This is a genomic window from Campylobacteraceae bacterium, from assembly GCA_013215945.1.
In the GTDB taxonomy this organism is placed as follows: Bacteria; Campylobacterota; Campylobacteria; order Campylobacterales; family Arcobacteraceae; genus NORP36.
On record JABSOM010000005.1, the window covers coordinates 1 to 19,140 of the forward strand.

19 protein-coding genes are annotated in these 19,140 nt (G+C 28.5%); 10 read left to right on the plus strand and 9 right to left on the minus strand.

Annotation, left to right across the window (positions count from 1 at the left end; translation table 11 throughout):
• Positions 1-443: 443 nt before the first annotated feature.
• Positions 444-734 carry a hypothetical protein gene (locus HRT41_06255; GenBank protein ID NQY23616.1) on the minus strand — a complete coding sequence of 97 codons (291 nt, stop codon included), beginning with the start codon at positions 732-734 and terminating at the stop codon, positions 444-446.
• A gap of 117 nt (positions 735-851) precedes the next feature.
• Between HRT41_06255 and HRT41_06260 the strand changes: the two genes are divergently transcribed.
• Positions 852-1,721, plus strand: a complete 870-nt coding sequence (locus tag HRT41_06260) for an AraC family transcriptional regulator (GenBank protein NQY23617.1) — start codon at positions 852-854, stop codon at positions 1,719-1,721.
• A gap of 169 nt (positions 1,722-1,890) precedes the next feature.
• Here HRT41_06260 and merF read toward each other — a convergent pair whose 3' ends face one another.
• From merF to HRT41_06280, 4 genes are all read right to left on the minus strand, one after another.
• On the minus strand, positions 1,891-2,124 hold the full coding sequence (gene merF / locus HRT41_06265; protein NQY23618.1) for a mercury resistance system transport protein MerF: 234 nt from the start codon (positions 2,122-2,124) through the stop codon (positions 1,891-1,893).
• A 192-nt stretch (positions 2,125-2,316) separates the two neighbouring features.
• Complete coding sequence (locus HRT41_06270) at positions 2,317-2,568, minus strand: type II toxin-antitoxin system Phd/YefM family antitoxin (protein NQY23619.1); 252 nt, start codon at positions 2,566-2,568, stop codon at positions 2,317-2,319.
• A gap of 816 nt (positions 2,569-3,384) precedes the next feature.
• The gene (locus HRT41_06275; protein ID NQY23620.1) at positions 3,385-5,181 is read right to left on the minus strand and encodes a GGDEF domain-containing protein; all 1,797 of its coding nucleotides are present in this window, start codon (positions 5,179-5,181) and stop codon (positions 3,385-3,387) included.
• A gap of 125 nt (positions 5,182-5,306) precedes the next feature.
• Positions 5,307-5,522: a transposase gene (locus HRT41_06280; protein ID NQY23621.1), complete on the minus strand. Its 216-nt coding sequence runs from the start codon at positions 5,520-5,522 to the stop codon at positions 5,307-5,309.
• 87 nt (positions 5,523-5,609) lie between these two features.
• On the opposite strand from HRT41_06280, the gene HRT41_06285 reads away from it, so the two are divergent.
• From HRT41_06285 to HRT41_06325, 9 genes are all read left to right on the plus strand, one after another.
• Positions 5,610-6,281, plus strand: coding sequence for an HAD family phosphatase (locus HRT41_06285; GenBank protein ID NQY23622.1), 672 nt, complete (start codon positions 5,610-5,612; stop codon positions 6,279-6,281).
• A gap of 184 nt (positions 6,282-6,465) precedes the next feature.
• A complete protein-coding gene (locus HRT41_06290; GenBank protein NQY23623.1) occupies positions 6,466-7,758 on the plus strand; it encodes an MATE family efflux transporter in 1,293 nt (430 codons plus the stop codon).
• An 80-nt stretch (positions 7,759-7,838) separates the two neighbouring features.
• A complete protein-coding gene (locus tag HRT41_06295; protein ID NQY23624.1) occupies positions 7,839-8,360 on the plus strand; it encodes a hypothetical protein in 522 nt (173 codons plus the stop codon).
• The gene (locus HRT41_06300) at positions 8,353-9,111 is read left to right on the plus strand and encodes a nucleotidyl transferase AbiEii/AbiGii toxin family protein (protein NQY23625.1); all 759 of its coding nucleotides are present in this window, start codon (positions 8,353-8,355) and stop codon (positions 9,109-9,111) included. The genes HRT41_06295 and HRT41_06300 overlap by 8 nt, the downstream gene beginning before the upstream one ends.
• Positions 9,112-9,258: 147 nt before the next feature.
• Positions 9,259-10,083 (plus strand): universal stress protein, encoded by an 825-nt coding sequence (locus tag HRT41_06305; protein ID NQY23626.1) that lies wholly within the window; start codon positions 9,259-9,261, stop codon positions 10,081-10,083.
• Between the two features lie 175 nt (positions 10,084-10,258).
• On the plus strand, positions 10,259-11,092 hold the full coding sequence (locus HRT41_06310; GenBank protein NQY23627.1) for a DMT family transporter: 834 nt from the start codon (positions 10,259-10,261) through the stop codon (positions 11,090-11,092).
• A gap of 76 nt (positions 11,093-11,168) precedes the next feature.
• On the plus strand, positions 11,169-11,462 hold the full coding sequence (locus tag HRT41_06315) for a hypothetical protein (protein NQY23628.1): 294 nt from the start codon (positions 11,169-11,171) through the stop codon (positions 11,460-11,462).
• A 399-nt stretch (positions 11,463-11,861) separates the two neighbouring features.
• Positions 11,862-13,586: a D-lactate dehydrogenase gene (gene dld / locus HRT41_06320; protein ID NQY23629.1), complete on the plus strand. Its 1,725-nt coding sequence runs from the start codon at positions 11,862-11,864 to the stop codon at positions 13,584-13,586.
• A gap of 405 nt (positions 13,587-13,991) precedes the next feature.
• Positions 13,992-16,118 carry a hypothetical protein gene (locus HRT41_06325; GenBank protein NQY23630.1) on the plus strand — a complete coding sequence of 709 codons (2,127 nt, stop codon included), beginning with the start codon at positions 13,992-13,994 and terminating at the stop codon, positions 16,116-16,118.
• Between the two features lie 23 nt (positions 16,119-16,141).
• On the opposite strand, the gene HRT41_06330 is transcribed toward HRT41_06325, so the two are convergent.
• From HRT41_06330 to HRT41_06345, 4 genes are all read right to left on the minus strand, one after another.
• The gene (locus HRT41_06330; protein NQY23631.1) at positions 16,142-17,002 is read right to left on the minus strand and encodes an AraC family transcriptional regulator; all 861 of its coding nucleotides are present in this window, start codon (positions 17,000-17,002) and stop codon (positions 16,142-16,144) included.
• Positions 17,003-17,016: 14 nt separating this feature from the next.
• Positions 17,017-17,553: an NAD(P)H-dependent oxidoreductase gene (locus HRT41_06335; protein NQY23632.1), complete on the minus strand. Its 537-nt coding sequence runs from the start codon at positions 17,551-17,553 to the stop codon at positions 17,017-17,019.
• A 149-nt stretch (positions 17,554-17,702) separates the two neighbouring features.
• Positions 17,703-18,524: a sterol desaturase family protein gene (locus HRT41_06340; GenBank protein ID NQY23633.1), complete on the minus strand. Its 822-nt coding sequence runs from the start codon at positions 18,522-18,524 to the stop codon at positions 17,703-17,705.
• A 103-nt stretch (positions 18,525-18,627) separates the two neighbouring features.
• Positions 18,628-19,026 carry a hypothetical protein gene (locus tag HRT41_06345; protein NQY23634.1) on the minus strand — a complete coding sequence of 133 codons (399 nt, stop codon included), beginning with the start codon at positions 19,024-19,026 and terminating at the stop codon, positions 18,628-18,630.
• Between the last annotated feature and the right edge of the window lie 114 nt (positions 19,027-19,140).

Below are 19,140 nucleotides of genomic sequence, written 5' to 3' on the forward strand. Positions count from 1 at the left end.
TTTTTAGTATTTAAAATACTAATATTCTCATTTTTAATTTCAATATAAACTTGTAATGTTGACTTAGATACATCAATTCCGATAAACTTATACATGAAGGCCTCCTAATTAATTTTAGAAGAGCTTGTTAGGACAGAGCTTCTGCTCTGTCTGATTTTAGAAACTAAATATAACTTCACCTCGCAAAATGCAATCTGGAAATATATCCGACTTAGTTGCCACTCAAGTTTTTAATTTAGCTATTACACTGGGGTCCAAACTCATTCAATAATTATTAAATGGTCTCAGGGGTACATCAATATACTAAAATTGACTCTTCTTTTTATTATAGCTTATTGCTATATTCCATTATACGAGGGGTAATAAATCCACTTTTATACTAGATAAATGGTGACAGACACCTTTATTGTAAGAGCTCATACATTTTCCTTTCGTTTTAATAATTAATACCATTTTTTATAAATTAAAAAATCTTTTATTACTTTTTGTCTTGAGCTTTTTAAAAAATATTTTATTTCCTCTGCTAACGCTATTTTTTCTTTTTTAGCCAGATTTTCAAATGATATTTTAATTGAACCACATTCTAATGCAGTAACATCAAAGCCTTTATTTGAAAAATATTCGTTTGCCAAAGATGCAAAAGGATGATAAATTTTAATACTATTAGAGATTGCTTCTGCGGGAAGAAACTCAAATCCCACAAAGGAGTTTTCTTTAAAAATCCTTTTTGTCATAATCTTCTCCTTGATCTTTTCCTTAGTATAGAATATTTAAAGATTTAATGCTCTATCTTAAATTCTATTTTTACTATCTTATCTTGCTATTATTTCTATCTTATATTATAATAAATTATGAAAAGAGATACAAAACACATAAGAGCCCAAATAGTAAATAAAACGTTAAACTATATTTATACGAATATTGATACAGATATTTCACTTGATGAATTAGCAAGATTGAATAGCGTTAGTAAATACCATTTCCACAAAATATTTAAAGAAGAAACAGGTGAGAATATTTTTGTAAAAATCACATCTATTAGACTTCAAAAAGCGGCAAATCTTCTTATTACAGACAATTACTCTACAATTACTGAGATTGCTAACAATTGCGGTTATGTTTCCCCTACATCATTTAGCAAAGCGTTTAAAAAGCGTTTTACATTTACCCCAAGTCAGTGGAGAAAAGGAGCTTTTAGAAACTTCACTAAAAACAAATTTGATATAAATGATAAATCCATAAAAAACTTTGAAGGCTTAGAGCCAAGAATAAAAGTAATTCCACAAAAAACATGTGTATATCTCAGACTCAAAGGCTATACTGAAGCGAATCTTATAAAAGTATGGCAAAGACTATTAGCTTTTGCATATCAATGTGACTTAAAAAACAATACTCATATAGGAATTTACCATGATAGTACTATTATGATTCCATACGAAGAGTGTAATTATATTGCAGCTCTTGAAGTAGATGAGAATTTTGAACCAAAAAACTCAATAAGCAAATTAAAAATTCATGAATCCTTGTGTGCTATTTTTCATTATGAAGGTAAATATGGAGACATAGAAAGACTTATGATATATATTTATCAATATTGGATGCCAAAGAGTGGATATGAAGTTATAACTTTGCCAGCTTATGCAGTATTTTCAAAAAACCACTATTTAGAAGAGAATGATACATTTATTTTAGATTTTCATGTTCCAATTAGAGTTGTTTGATTCATTCTTTTTGGCTACATCTTTAATTGCTCTATAACAAAATGGGGACAGTCACCTTTCTTGGTAAAAATAATAATGGTGACTGTCCCCATAGTTTTGTCCCCATAGTTTTATTGACATGACATTTAGAAGTATAAGAAAATCATATATGAGTTGATAAACAATTAGATTACTTTTTTAAATTTTTATCATTATTATTACAACAAGAACTATTTTTTCTTGAAATAGCGTAAACTGTTAGTAAAACAAAAAATCCCAATGCTGGGAATAATACGTAATCTAAGTATCCTACAATTGCACTAAGCCCAACTGTTGTTACAAGAATTACAAGAATGGGTGTAAAGCAGCAAAGTGCTATTAAAATAGTTCCAATAATTCCAGTTTTTAAGAGGTTTATTTTCATTTATTATCCTTTGATAGGTTTAGTTTTATATCTTCAAAAAATTCTGGAACAGTTTACCTAATTAACTAAATGATAAAATGCGTATACTTTCACTGGAATTTTCTCAAACAGAATTTATAAATTTTGCCATTTTCTCTTATTGATTTATCTAGTTTATTCCACTTTTTTAATGCTTTTTGGTGGAATTTTAGATTATAAGTCATCAAGATTTACAGAAACAATTTCATCTTTATCATTAATTCTTTTATTTACTTCTTGTTCTAATAAATAGTCATCAACAATACTTAATAGTTTTTCGTAGGTTTTTGCAGGAACTAAATATGAGCTAACCTTATTATGATTTAAAATAGCTACTGCTTCATCTCCTGCTTCTTCAATAATTGAAGAGGGTGATTTTTTTAATTCTGATATGCTTGCAGAATAATTTGATAAAATAGCATTCAAAAGAGTATCCTTTTTAGTATTTAATTTAGTACATTATACTTGATTGTTAATTTATTGTCAAGATTTAAAATACTAGTAAAAAGGAACTTTTACCATTTTCAATTCTTCTAACTTAAAAGAGAAAAACACCCCTGAGAATGAATCTCCACTTTTATATTTAAGAGCTCATACAAAGTACCTTTGCGCTTTTTTCTTTTTCTTAATTGTCAGAAAAAGAAACAAAAAGAAGCAACTGACGAGTTGATAAAGCCCTTCGGGTGCCTAAATATTTTTATTTGTTAACTGGGCTGTGGAACTCGTTAAAATGTGCTAGAGAGCACATTTCTTTACACTCAAATAGTCCTCGCCTTTTTCCGTTAAAAAATAAAAATATTTAGCTTTCTCAAAGTCAGGGAAAGAGCCGTTGGGAATGTGGTTTTTTATTAGATTTAATTATCTCTTATATTTTTACGTTCAAGAGAAAAAATCATTAGTGAAATGTGGAGCGTGGTTCTGACTTTGTTGAAGCCGAGCGTTTATTTTTTGTTTCTGAACAGCCTGAGGACTGTTTGACCGTTAAGAAAGGTGCTTTAATGCACGTTTTAGGGAGTTCCACAAGGCAGAAACACAAAATAACAAGTGAGGGAAGCTCCGCCTTCAACAACCGTCAGTTGCTTTCTTGTTTCTTCTTTTCTATAAAAGAAGAAAAAAAACGAATGCGCTAGCTTTCATGAGCACTAGAATTATCACTTTCTAATAAAGGTAGAAGTATAGAAGAATGTATACTCATTAGGAAAAAAATAGCTGCTCTCTTTGTTTAAAAAAAGATATATAGTTTCACTTTAGAGCGTTTACAACAACATTATTTCTACCTGAATTTTTGGCTTGATAGAGTCCATCATCAGCTCGTTTTAGAGCATCGTTGATATTTGTTTCTTTTTCTATATCTACTTGAGCTACACCTAAACTTATTGTGAATTTAAAACGTTCATTTGATGGAAGCGTCATTCTTGATGATTCTACAAGTATACGTATTTTTTCAGCTACTACAGCTGTAGCGTCAAGTGCGGTGTATGGCAGTAATATGATAAATTCTTCGCCCCCATACCTACAAATAATATCACTTTTTCTTTGACTTTCAATGAGTATACGAGATAATGAAATTATGACATCATCACCAAATTGATGTCCGTATGTGTCATTTACATTTTTAAACTTATCAATATCAATCATAATGATTGACAAATTCTCTTTTTTTCTTTTAGATAAAGCTACTATACTTTTTGATATCTCGGCAAAATATCTTCTGTTATATAACGTAGTCATAGGGTCAGTAATTGTCAATAGCTTTAATTCTTTAAGTAATAATTCTCTTTCTTCTACTAAAGCACTTAGTTTATTATTTGATTCTGTTAAGTTCTTTGTTCTATCTTCTATTTTTTTTTCTAAAATGATTTCATTTTTATCTTTCAATTCTAAAAGTTCATTTTGTATCTTAAATTTTTCACTTTGAAATATATAAAATCTATTGGTAAGAACCAGTGTAAAAAATAATATCTCAAAAAATGAACCAAATAAGAAAGAGTATCTATTTATATCACTGTTTTCAATCCACCCATTTGCCATAGCTGACATTAAAGACATACTTACCATGTAAACGCTCATAGCGAAAAGATAGTATTTGGTATTAATATCATTATTTTTTCTTAAAATATAGATAGCTACTGAAAATAAAACTAAAAATAAAACAGAAGCTAATGTATTCATAATTTCAAACCACGGCTCAAAGCTAAAAACAATAAGAATAGCTAATACTCCAAAAATATATCCAAAAATATTTAAAGGTTTATATAGTTTAGGTAAGTGTTTTTTCACATTTAAAAATTCTGAGGAAAAGAGAATTAAGAACATTATAAACATAGGTGTTACCATGAGAAATTTATAAAAAAATTGATAAACTGGGGTATATAAGATCAATCCGCCGTAAGCAGCTGCCCATAAAGTATAAAAAAATGTATATCCACTATAATAAAGATACACACGCTCTTTTAATCTAAAATAAATAAATAAATTTATTAATGTAATAGTGAAGATTGCTCCAAGATAAAACATATATAAAATATCATTAGAATGTCCATGTATCGAGTTGAAATACTCTTTTTTATAAATCTCAAACTCTCCAGAAGTAGTAAGTTTAGAGTTTCCTTTTATATAAAAAGTTTGTATTTGATTGGGTTTTATTTTTAGATGAAATGTGGGATTGTGATTTAAAACCTCTCTTTGCTTGAAGGGTAGTATTAAACCATTTTTCTCTTTTTCCCAAGAGTTATTTACTTTTTTATAAAGGGTCATCTCGTGATAATATGCTTCACTAAAATTTAAAATAAAGTCTTCATATAAACTGTGGTTTTTAATTACAAACCTGAACCAAATATTTCCTTTTTCATGTCCAAATGTAAATTGACTTGGTATTTTTTCAAAGGATTTAGTCTCAATGTTTTCAATCGTAAGTTTTTTTGAACTGTCATAAAACTTTTCTAAAATAAAATTACTTTTTTTATCAATATTTTTATCTAAAATAATATTTGAAAAAAGAGTGTTTATAAATAATAAAACAAATAATAGAATTCTCAATTTGTACCTTTTAAGGACATGCCATGATTTATAATACATAATTTAATACAAATTACATACGTTTCAATACTGTCATATGTATAAAAGTATACGATTATGTTTTATAAAAATGGCTTAAAATGTGCTTACACGCTGGGGGTTGAATCTCCACTTTTGATACAATTTCTTTTATATTTTTTGTTAAAGTATTGTGAATAGTTAGAATTAATTACTCTCATAAAAGAAGATAAGTTTTCTTTTTTTGTTTCTATTAATAAATGATAGTGATTATCCATTAAAACATAAGTATGAAGAATAACATTGTCTCTTAAAGCTATTTTATTTATAATTTTAAGAAGCATATCTTTATCATTATTGTGGTTAAATATATTACATCTATTTCACCCCCAGGGGTGTATATAATTTGCTATTAACAAACAAGGATACTCATGATTAAAGCAATTCTTTTCGATCACGATGGAACAATTGTAGACTCAGAACAAGCCCACTATGAAATGTGGAGAGATGTTCTACGTAGTTATAATATTGACTTGTCCCATGAAGAGTACAAAAGTCAATATGCAGGTATACCAAGCACAGCAAACGCAATAACTATTGTGCAAAATCACTCTATGGAAGTAGAGCCTTCTGAACTCGAAATGGCTAAAGCAAAAATCACAAGTGAATACTTGGCTAAGCAAGCTTTTCCTCTTATGGAAGGAGCACTTGAGTCTATGCGTTATTTCTGCGCTCAAGGGTTAAAAGTTGGAATTGTTACTGGTGCAGGAAGAGAAGGAGTGAATACTACGTTGAGGAATCACAAACTCGAAAAGTATGTCTCAGTGGTCGTTTCTGGCGATGATGTTGAAAATAGCAAGCCTTCTCCTGATTGTTATTTATTGGCAGCAGACAAACTGGACTTAGAACCATCCGAATGTCTGGCCATCGAAGATACTTACAATGGTAGTCTTTCTGCCATTCGAGCCAACATAAAATGTATCGGTGTATCTTCATCGAATAGTGTGCGTGAGCTGTTTTCTGGTACGCAATTCGAATGTAGTAACCTCAATCTTGCGACACAGTGGATATCAAAAAAATTTCAGTTTGAAGTAAGTAACTAACAAAAAAATTAATATGGTCATCAAAATAACGAGGACGCAATACCAAATTATTTACAATTTGCTCATTACTAATTGCTGCTTGACACCTTTTTTTTGCTCTATAAATATCTTTTGGATATGATGAAAAATTAAAAGATAAGAAGGATTTTACATAAAATTTTATAGTAATAAAAAAGATTTTAAAATGATTTGGTTATTGTCTTGGCCTGTGATGCTTTCTAATATCTCACAACCTTTATTAGGACTTGTGGATATTGCGGTAATTGGTCATCTACCAGACAGTCGTTTTTTAGCAGCAATTGCTATTGGTACCACTATTTTTTCTTTTGTTTATTGGTCTTTTGGTTTTTTAAAAATGGGGACAACAGGAATGATTGCTCAAAGCGTTGGGGCGAATGATGGAGATGCTAATCGCACTGTTTTATCACAGTCTATTATTTTAGCACTTTTTATTTCTTTGTTAATACTGCTGTTTCAAGAAGTCATCATTGATGTAGCGTTGAATTTATTATTATCCGATGAAAAAGTATTACCACAGGCTTTAGCTTATTCAAGTATTCGTATTTATGGGGCACCAGCTGTTTTATGTTCTTATGTTTTATTGGGCTGGTTTGTTGGTAATCAAAATACTAAAGTTTTATTAATCTTATTAGTAAGTACGAACTTGTTAAATATAGTATTAGATGTAATAGCTGTTAATGTTCTAAATATGCAAGCAGAAGGTTTAGCTATAGCTACTGTAATATCAGAATACTTTGGACTAGTACTTGGGGCTTATTTTTGCCGTAAAATGCTTTTAAAGGTTGGGGGTACTGTTGTTTTTGAATCTTTAATCAAATTAAATAATTACTCAAAAATTATAAAAGTCAACCGTTATTTATTTGTAAGAACTATTTTATTACTTATTTCTATGTCCTTTTTTACAGCTCAAGGTGCTAAATTTGGGGCAGATACTTTGGCTGCGAATGCAGTACTACTTAGTTTTGTTATGTTAATTGCACATGTTTTAGATGGTTTTGCACATGCACTTGAAGCGTTAAGCGGAAAATCTATTGGGGCTAAAGATATGGAGAATTTTTTCCGTTTAGTTATTTCTGCTGCTTGTTTATCTTTTCTTGTAGCTCTTTGTTTTAGTGTGTTTTTCTACTTTTTAGGCGAAGAAATTATAGGAGCTTTAACCTCAATATCACAAGTACAAGACATTGCGATTAAATACTTACCTTGGTTAATAATCTTGCCAATATTAGCAGCACCCAGTTATTTATTAGATGGAGTATTTATAGGGGCAACACAAGTAAAAGTCATGCAAAATGCGATGTTAGTATCCGTAATACTGGTCTATTTCCCTGTATGGTTTTTCACACAAGCTTTAGAAAATAATGGTTTGTGGATAGCAATGCTTTCCCTTTATATAGCAAGGGGAGTAACAAGCGTTGCAGGTTTTATTTATATCACTAAAAAAAATAAATGGTTTTAACATTAATTAAATTTTCTACTTAATTAATTATTGACAAAAATACGGTATTCGTATATAATGTAAATATATAAGGATAGCGAATGACTCAAGTAGAAATTAGTAAATATTTAGAGATACCATTAACAACTCTTAATGATTGGAAAAAAGAGGACAGTAATAGAAATAAACTGTATCAACTACTTATTCATCTTGATAAAAAAGAACTTCAAAATATTAGTGAAAAAAAAGTTACTCATAGGTTTTTTCATATACTTAATAGAAATATTGATGAACATTTCAAATTTACATATAGTGACATTAAAAAAGCATTTAATAAAAGTAAGTATGATGATGCAAGCATTAAAGAACAAAGTATTTATTCAAAGTTTTTTAAAGAACTATCGCCTGATGAGCTTGAAGAGTTTATTTCAACATTTGATATTTCAAAAAGAGATGTTAAGAATATATATATCACAAGTCCTTTTAGAAGTTTAACAGGTGTCGCTAAATCATGGGACAAACGATTTAGACTTAAACATCTTCCTTTAAATGGCGATAATGAAAATATTGTTCCTCTTGCATTGCAAAATATATTAAAGCGAAAAAAAATAGTTCATGTATGATTTCTCAAAACAAAAAGCTATGCTTAACGCAACTCTTTTACTTTTAGAAGAAAAGGGATTAAAAGATGTATCTACTCTTGGTGGAGGTACTGCTTTAGCAGCTTATTATTGGAATCATAGATATTCTACGGATATTGATATTTTTATATATGCTGATGTCGATAAAAAACACTTACTTAAAGAGTCTTCTTGGAGTAAGGAAGTAAAAGAAAGTATGAAAAACATTGGATTTACTGGAGATTTTAGATCTCATCCTATTTATTCTGAAATTGTAATAGATGAAGATTGTAAGATTCAATTTTTTGATGTTATTCAAAAATCAAAAGTTCCTTATACTAAAGTAACGTTATGGAATCATGGATTATTAATTGATACAGTAGAAGAAATAATTGCAAAAAAAATTTATTATAGAGCTGGGAATGGTAATGCTAGAGATTTATTTGATATTGCAATTGCATTTAATAAAGAACCTAATATTCTAAGTAAAACAACGTTAAAAAAAGAAAAAATTATTGTACTTTTTGAAACGGTAAGTAATATTTACAAAAATCAAGAATTAAGAGATTTATATTTAGAAGAAATAAAACAGATGAATCCCAATAAAAAATATAAATTTTTAGCAGTAAATACTCTTGAATATTTATATGGTATTTTAGAGAATATTTGTGGGGCTTATAATTTATCTTATGAGCTTACAAATGAAGAATATATTGAAATTGAGAATATTGTATTTTTAAGTTTAAAGAAGTAGGGTTATTTAGAGTATTAAGGCATTTGATGCTCAAAGAGCTTATTATATTTGCTGTATAATATAATAAGTTTATAAATTTTATTTTTATTACATTTTTTCGTTTTATACTATTTTACTTGATAATAATTTGATATAAAAGGATTTAATATGACGTATAAAAAACTTTTTTTTCCCATTGGTGGAGGAGAAGAGCTAGAAGATAGACTATATGGTGCTTTATTAATTGCAAAACATTTTGCGGTTGATGTAGATATTTTACAATCCAGATTAGAAACTATTGTTACTATGACAGATACTATGCGTTTACCTACAGAGATTCAAAATTCTATTGATGAAGTTCTTAGATCTCAGTATAAAGAAGAAGATGATGAATTTAAAGCCCTTCTTTCTAAGGTAATCAACAAGGTTGGTATTGATAAAAGTCTTGTTAATTTAAAAATTAAAGTAGGGGTTAGAAGTTCTTTGGTGGAACAAGCTTCTAAGTTTTGTGATTTAGTTATTGCAGCAGCGCCTCCCTCTGGTATTGCTACTGCTACTTTTGAAACAGCTGTTTTAAAAAGTGGAAAATCAGTATTAATGTTTCCAAGAGTTATGAAAAAGTTTTCGCTTGATTCTATTATTATTGGCTGGAATAATTCTCCTGAAGCTTCAAGATCTTTGACTTCTTCCCTTGATTTATTAAAAGCTGCAAAAAAAGTAAAAATAGTTTCTTCTAAAGAATATATAAAAGATGAAACTCAAATGAAAGATATACAAGCATATTTATCTTTACATGGAGTAGAAAGCACTTATGAAATAGTAAAAACAACCAGAATTCCAGGGCAGGCTTTATTAAATGCTGCAAATGATGGCAATTTTGATTTAATTGTTGCTGGTGCTTTTGGACAAAAAGGCTTAAGAGAACTTATGTTTGGTGGAACAACAAGATATTTGTTGGAAAATTCTACTTTACCAGTATTTTTATCTCACTAATTACACAGAAGTATGGTTTATTCCATACTTCAAAACCCTCTACGAATCTAACTTTCTAAGCCTTTAAAACCTTTTTTATAAATTTTGTATACAATACGATTAATAAAGGATCTAAATGTTAAATAAGTATTCCATCATCTCAAAAATAAAACTAATCGATCAGGGTATTTTATTCATGCTTTCATCTGCTCTTATTGGGGCACTTTCAGGGGCAGTTGCTAAAATATTATCAGATACTATGGACCCCATTGAAATAGTATTTTATAGAAATCTTTTGGGCGTTATAATTGTACTTTATAGTTTGAAAAAAGTCCCTGTAGCTATAGATATGTCAAAACTTAACTTACTTGTTTTAAGAGGTGTTTTTGGAACACTTGCTATGCTGTGTTATTTTTATACTATTGCTTCGATTCCTTTAGGAGAAGCTGTGATATTAAATAAAACATCGCCCTTTTTTGTAACGATTTTTGCTTATTATTTGATGAAAGAGTCTATTAGTACGAGCACCATTCTAGCTTTGTTTATTGGATTTTTAGGGGTTATATTTATAATAAAACCTTTTGGTTTAGAAATATCTTTTGAACATATTCTTGGAATTTTAGGTGGTTTTTTTGCAGCTGCTGCTTATGCCACTATTAAAAAAATAAAAGACATTTATGATGCAAGAATTATTATGCTTTCTTTTATGGGGATAGGAGTGATTATTCCTTTATTCATTTTGTTATTTACTTCTTTCGTTGAGTTTAAAATATATACTGATCCTTTTGTTTGGGCGCTTATTGCTTTTATGGCTGTTTTATCCACGGCATCTCAGTGGTTTCTTACTCGTGCTTATAGTTTAAGTGCTGCAAGTATTATTGGCGTTATTAGTTATACCAGTATTCCTTTTGCTGTTGGTTTTGGTCTTATGTTAGGAGATGAAATACCAGATATATACGCAATCTCTGGTATTGCACTTATTGCTTTAGGTGGTATTTTAGTGGGTAGAAAACCAAGAAAAAAAGAATAAAAGTATATAAAAAATATCACTACATTTTTTTTAAATAAAAATATCTTAAAATAAGAAAAGAATTAAAGGAAAATAAATGGAAATACTCATATTTTTAATCGTAATGATTGTTATTTGGTTGCGTTGGAGCAGATATTACACGAACAAACAGATAAAAAATGCTTTGAAGCAAGTAAATGAAAACAAAGCTTTTCGTTCAGGAATTAAATTTACAGAATATTTAAGATATTTTAAATTGGACATGGGCTCAAGTGCTCAAAGTATAGATACCGTGTATGAAGATAAAAATATTACCATTGTAAAAGATGATAATGAATGTGTTTTAATGGTAAATAAAAAGAATGAGAACAGTCCTGAAATACAAAAATAAAGTATTTTACTCTTTATTTAAACAAAAAAACTACTGTAAATTTTAAATTTAACGTTTTTCAAGCCTAAAAGAGAGGCTTGAATCATATCTTCGTGAAATTTTTCTTTTTATTATCTACTTAACTAAAGCGCATTATTTCTTACTTTTTCATGTTTTACTGTTTTAAAATTGTGCTATAATTCGCATAATTAAATAATTAACAAGAATTTTAGGATTTATTTTACTTAAAAGAAGGCATTATTATTAAACTAATAACTTCTTTTAATATTATGTCATATTTGAGATAAGTATTTATTCTAAGTTTATACTCGATTTTCTAAGTGATAAATAGAAGTATTGATTAACGTATCAAAAAAATTTAAAAATTAAAAATTATAAAATAATTAAAAGGCTAAGATAATGACAATAACAGCAGAACAAAATGTATTGATTCAAGAGTTTGAAAACATTGTAGGTTCAAAAAAAGTTCTAACCAGTGAGAGTAAAACATCTTATTACAGAAGTGGTTTTCGTTCTGGAATTGGTACGGCTTTAGCAGTTGTTTTTCCAAGTACTCTGCTTGAACAATGGAAACTAATTGAAGCGTGTGTTAAAAATAATTGTATCATTATCATGCAAGCTGCAAAAACAGGACTTACAGAAGGTTCTGCTCCTAGTGGAAATGACTATGATAGAGACCTTGTTATTATATCTACTCTTGCAATTAATAAAATTCATTTAATAAATGAAGGAAAACAAGCCGTTAGTTTAGCAGGTGCTACGCTTCACTCACTTGAAGAAACTCTGGTTAAAATAAACAGAAGTCCTCATTCTGTTATTGGTTCTTCTCAATTAGGTGCTACTGTTATTGGTGGTATTGCTAATAACTCAGGAGGCGCATTAGTAAAACGAGGTCCAGCTTATACTGAACTTGCTATTTATGCACAAGTTGATGAAAAAGGAAAATTACACCTTGTTAATAATTTAGGAATTGATGGACTTGGGGATACACCAGAAGAAATATTAACAAATCTTCAAGAAGGTAACTTTGATGCTTCTAAAATTTCTTATGATAAAGGAATAGCATCTGATAATGAATATGAGGCACGTGTTCGTGATATAACATCAGACATTCCAGCCCGTTTTAATGCTGATGAGAGAAGATTATTCGAAAGCAGTGGTTGTGCTGGTAAACTGGGTGTTTTTGCAGTACGAACAGATACTTTTGTAATACCTAAAAGAGAACAAGTTTTTTATCTTGGAACGAATAACCCAGATAAACTTGCAAAACTAAGAACGGATATTCTAAAGGACTTTACGAACCTTCCAGAAATGGGAGAATACATGCACCGAACTATTTTTAATATTACAGAAGAGTATGGAAAAGATACTTTTGTAGCAATTAGATACTTAGGTACGAAAAGAATGCCTCTTTTATATGAAATAAAAGCAAAAGCGGAGAACTTTTTAAAAGGGTTTTCATTTTTACCAAAAGATATTCCAAATAAAGTAATGCAATATACAAGTAAATTATTCCCCAATCAAATTCCACAGCGTTTACTTGATATTAGAGATAAATATGAACATCATTTGATTTTAAGTATGGGAGATGATGGAATAGAAGAAGCAAAAGTATATTTAGAAGAAAACTGGAATGAAGATAAAGAAAACAGCGATGGTGGATATATAGAATGTACAAAAGAAGAGGGCGATAAAGCAATCTTACACAGATTTGCAGCCGGTGGAGCTACTGGAAGGTATGCTGTTATGAACAATAATATAATTTCAGGTGTTTTGCCTTTAGATATTGCATTACGTCGTAATGATACGCAATGGTTTGAAGTACTGCCAGAAGAAGTAGCAAAAAATATTGAAATTACCCTTCATTATGGACATTTTATGTGTAATGTATTTCATCAAAATTACATTTTCAAAAAAGGTACTGATTTAGTAAGAATGAAAGAAATTATGCTTGAATTTTTAGACGCAAAAGGTGCTAAGTATCCTGCTGAACATAATGTTGGACATATGTATAAAGCAGAAAGTACTTTAAAAAAGTTTTATGAAAAATTAGATCCTACGAATACGTTTAATCCAGGTATTGGAAAATTAAGTAAGTATAAACAAGCTTGTAATTGTTGTTAATCACAATTTTTTAAGTTATTAAAAAATATGGAGATATTTTTATCTTCATGTTTTTAGAAAGTACAGTGTTTTTTATTCTCTAAATTTAAAATAAAATAATCCAAATTCTATTTTTCCTTTTTTCCTACTTCTTTTTTTATTTTTTTCTCAAATTATGATTGGATTTTATCTTGTAAAATTCATAAACTTAAATTTATAATTTAATTACATTAAAAATGATTAAAGTGCATTTTATATAGTCTTCATTCCTTTTTTATAGAGATAAATAATTTATTGTTGTGATATATATAGTCTATTAATTACAAATCATTAAAAGAATAATATTAATACCTAAAGATAACAATATGTTAAGAGCGAGTGATGTATATTTTTAAGCTAAGATAAAAAGTTACTTAAGGATTTTAAATGACTAGTAAATTATTAATTAATATGAAACTAACAACAAAAATACTTTTTTCTATTTTAGTTGGAATTACGGGCATGATTATTATTGCCACTTCTTCTTATTTGGGATTTAATAAAATCGGAAATGAAATCAGTGAAATATCGCAATACCAAATACCTCTTAATACGATTATTACTGAATTGGAAAAAGATATCTTAGAAGAAGAGATACTTACTTATGAATTGATTATAGCAAGTGCTGATATTAATTCTAAAGAGTTTAAAACACTTGAGAATAATATTGTTTTACTGGAAAAAGAAACAGACCATACCCTTGTAAAAGCAGAAGAATTATCACTTAAAGCAATTGCGCATAATGTAGATGAAAAAACAAAAAACATATACAAACTTTTTCTAAAAGAGCTTAAAATTTTAGAAAAAGAACAAAAAGAGTTTGAAGCTACATTAAAGATGTTTATATCTGATTTAAAGAGTGGTAAAAAAGAGCATATTAAAGAAGAACAAAAGACTTTAAGTACAGAGCTAAAACTTATGGATAAAAATATACAAATATTAATGCATCAAATGGAAAATCTTCTTGAACATTCCATAGCACAAACTGAGAAAGATGAACATACTATCTTAAGAACCATAGAAATTATTTCACTTATTGTTCTTTTTATATCTTTTTTAAGTGCCTATTTTGTTATGCGATCTGTTAGGTATAAAATATCAACGTTTCAAGAAGGATTACTTGGATTTTTTGATTATTTAAACAGAGAAAAAGATGAGATTAAACTCTTAGATGATGTATCAAACGATGAAATGGGATCTATGGCAAAAATCGTTAATACAAATATTAAAAGTATAAAAAAATCAATTGATGAAGACAGAGCTTTTATAGATGAAACAATAATGGTTTTATCTGAGTTTGAACAAGGTGATTTATGTCAAAGAATTAATATGAATGTAGAAAATCCTACCTTGATGCAGTTAAAAAAAGTTTTAGATTCTATGGCTTTTCAAATGGAAAATAATATAGGGAATGTTTTAAGTATTTTAGAAGAATTTTCATCTTATAACTATATAAATAGAGTAGATAATTCAAAAGTAAAAAACCAACTTCTTGATTTAGCAAATGGCGTTAATTCTTTAGGAGATTCTATTTCGTTTATGTTGGTAGAAAATAAACAAATTGGTTTAACGCTAAATTCATCGGCGAATACTTTATTGGAAAATGTTGATATTCTTAATCATTCTTCTAATGAAGCAGCTGTTTCTCTTGAAGAAACATCTGCTGCTTTAGAAGAGATTACAAGTACGGTAACAAATAATAATAACTCTATTAGTGAAATGAGCACTTATGCTAATAAAGTACTTGATTCAATAAAAGAAGGTCATGTTTTAGCAGAAAAAACCACTTCTTCAATGGATGAGATTAATGAACAAGTATCTGCAATAACAGACGCCATTGCTGAAATTGATCAAATAGCTTTCCAAACCAATATTTTAAGTTTAAACGCAGCTGTAGAAGCAGCCACCGCTGGGGAAGCAGGAAAAGGTTTTTCAGTAGTTGCACAAGAAGTAAGAAACTTAGCAACCAGATCAGCTGATACAGCCAAAAGAATCAAAGATTTAGTAGCTAATGCAAATAATAAAACAAGTGAAGGCAAAAAAATATCAGATGAAATGATTTCTGGTTATACGAACCTAACCGAAAATATAAATAATACAATACGATTAATTGCCAATGTTGAGACCTCCTCAAAAGAACAAAAGCTTGGCATTGAACAAATTAATGATGCGATTAGCACACAAGACAGAGAAACTCAAAAAATCGCATTTGCAGCAAATGAAACCTTAGAAATTGCAGTAAGTTCAGCAGACATATCTCAAAAAATAGTGGACAGTGTGAATCAAAAAGAATTTATTGGAAAAAATGATATTAAAGATAGAAGAGAAAAAGACTTTGATTTAGATTATGATAACAATGAAAGACGAAGTGGAGAAAAAGCCATTATGAGACAAAAAAGTAATTTGAAAATAAATAAAAATAAAATTATAAAAGAAAGAAGTGAAAAAACAAAAGAAGAAGTGAATAGCACAGTATTTGCAACAAATGATCAAAAAGAATGGGAAAGTTTTTAAGGTTACTTTTTTTGTTTCTAAATTTATTTGGATGGATATGTTTTAAAATCACTTGATTTTGTTAAAGAGAGTTTATTTTTATAGTAGTTTTTAGGGGTTTCTTTCATAAAAAATTTAAATTCTCTTATAAAATGGGATTGATCAAAAAAACCTGTTTCATGCGCTGTTTTGGTGAAACTTTCTAAATCAAGTTTATTTAAAAGATCTTTTGCATTTCTCATTCTGATTACACGAAGAAATACCTTAGGACTAAGACCTATTTCTTTTTTAAAACTACGTTCCATTTGTCTGATACTTATATCAAAGTCTTTACATAAAGAATCCAAGGTAATATCACCCTTATTATCAAGAACTTTAGAGATCAAAGGAAACATCCACGGCGCATTCTTTTTTTTACTTTCTTGAAGTTTTTTAATTAAAAAGTTTTCAATCTCTTTTATTCTTTCTTCTACAGTACTTTTACTAATAAGTGAATTGTACAAAGCATCTAAGGGCCAGTTTTTTGTATTGTGAAGAGGAGTGTTTTTATCTGCAAAAGATTCTATCTTTTCTTCAAAAAAAACATAAGCACCTGCTGTTTTAAAACGTACTCCAATAATATAGAGTTCTTTGTCAAAATGTAGATATGTTGGGTATTTTGTAGGTCCATCTATAGAAAACTTTCCTATACAATCAAAAGTATTGTTATTCATTTTGCTAAAATATGCTTTGGCAAAATTAATTGAAAAACCCATACTTGCATCACTTAATATTTTATAAATCATTTCTTTTTTAAAGTCTTTTTTTTGTATTAACCAATAAGAGTGAACATAGGGTTTTAAGCGGGTATGGGGTTCAAATAATTTAAAATTAAGTGCGTCTAAATTTGCATTAAAGTATCCCATACTCCTCCTATCTCTTATAAAATATGTTCTTTTACTTCAAGCATTATATCATCTAATTGTTCATTCGTATATTTATGTGTATCTACTCCATAAAGTAAATAAGGATCAAGTTCTTTCATACCTAAAGCGGAAGCTGTAATAGAATAAGAAGATAAACAATCTTTTACATTTACATTCATATTTTTATAATCTTCTTCACTTCCTCCAATAGTAACAATCATTTGAAACTCTTTATTTTGTAAATTAAGAGCTTTCCATGCACCCTTATCATCATACTTATAAGCAAAACCATAGGTATAAATATCATCCATCCATTGTTTTAAAATAGCAGGTGCCGTCCACCAATAAAGAGGGAATTGAAAGATTATTTTTTGGGCATTTAATAAATCTTCTTGTTCTTTTTTTACGTCAAAATTATAATCTTGATACAAAGATTTAATATCTTTATATATAATATCTTCTTCATTTTCAAGGGTGTGTTTAATTCTTTTATTGATTTTAGAATCATTTGGATTGGAGTGGGCCATAATAATTAATGTTTTCTTTTTCATTGTTTTCCTTTTTTTAGAAGTATATAGAAAAAGTTTTTTTATTAATTGTACAAAAGCGACAAATAGAATATTTGAAGCTAACAAGCTCAAAACGTACTAAAGTGCTCTTTTAATAAGCCCTTCGTAATTTCTGTTTTATACGAATACAATTATTTTTTTTCGCTTAAAAAAGGAAGATTTAACAGACTTAAAATATTAGTCATTTGTTTTTTATCTTGAAGGTTTGCTAAGCCTATAGTCATTGTTTCATACTCATCTTTTGGTTTTGCAGTATAAGAAGAAAATATTTTATCCCAAAAAGATATATTAAAACCGTAGTTTGAGTTTAGTTCTTCTTTATGCACACTGTGATGAATTCTATGCATATCAGGTGTTACAATTAAAAACCTAAGATATTTATCAAAAGATTTATTTAAACGTATATTTGAATGATTAAAAACAGCAAGACTGCTTAAGATAATCTCAAAAATAAAAACAGCTAAAAGGGGTGCTCCTAAAATAAGAATAGCTGCTATTTTTATTATCATTGAAAAAAGTATTTCTACAGGATGAAATCTAAGAGCTGTGCTTAAATCATAATCCATATCGCTGTGATGAACTTTATGAAACTTCCAAAAAAATGTATTTTTATGAAAATATCTGTGTTGAAAATATATAAGTAAATCCAATAATACTACGGAAAGAAGAATCTCTAAGAAGTAGGGAAGTTCAAGGTAAGAAAACAAACCTATGTTCTTCTCATAAGCTAATATAGCTGCCCCAATAGCTGCAAAAGGAAGAAATAACTTCACTAAAAAAGAGCCCAGGAATACGAGTAAAAAATTACTGAACCAACGCTTTTGTTTTTTAATTTTTAATTTTCTTTGAGGAATAAACACTTCTAAAAAAAACATGATAAAAATAATTGAAACAAAGAATGTTATTCGTATTAAGGCTTCATTGTTTAAAATAAAAGTATTTAGAGTATTCATTTTTTGCCCTTAGTTTTTCATATAAGAATAACATTAATTTATAAAGAAGACGTTTATTAGTTAAAGCTAAGCGTAATATTCGAAACTTTAGGGACAGGGTAGATCATAATAACTTGTCACCAAAATTAGCAAAAGCACTTTCTAAGTTTGGCATATTTTTGTAGCTAGTTTTTGTTAGTCTTACGCTTCTTGTTTTAAGATCACAAATAGCAATTTTAAAACTAGAACCCATAAAAGGTTCTACCACACAAATGATTTTATCTTCAACCTGCCTTGTTGCATAAATAGTACCTTGAAGAGATGAAAAAAAGTATTTGGGATAAGTCAAGGGCGTTATTTCAACAATATCTATGCTTTCTTCATTTTCAAGCGTTTGCATTATATCCATAGCATCTTCATAGCTCTCAAATTGAATACACCAGTCATCAAATATTTTATTAAAATGTTCTAGATCTTCATCTAAAAAACCACCAGCTAAAGATTGAAAAGTAAAAATAGACACAAATAACACCTTAAAATATATATAGTTTAGAAATTAATTCTAACATATTTAACTTTTAAATTCAAGAATGTGTATTCCTAATTATTAGCTATTAGAAAATTCAATTGCCTTTTT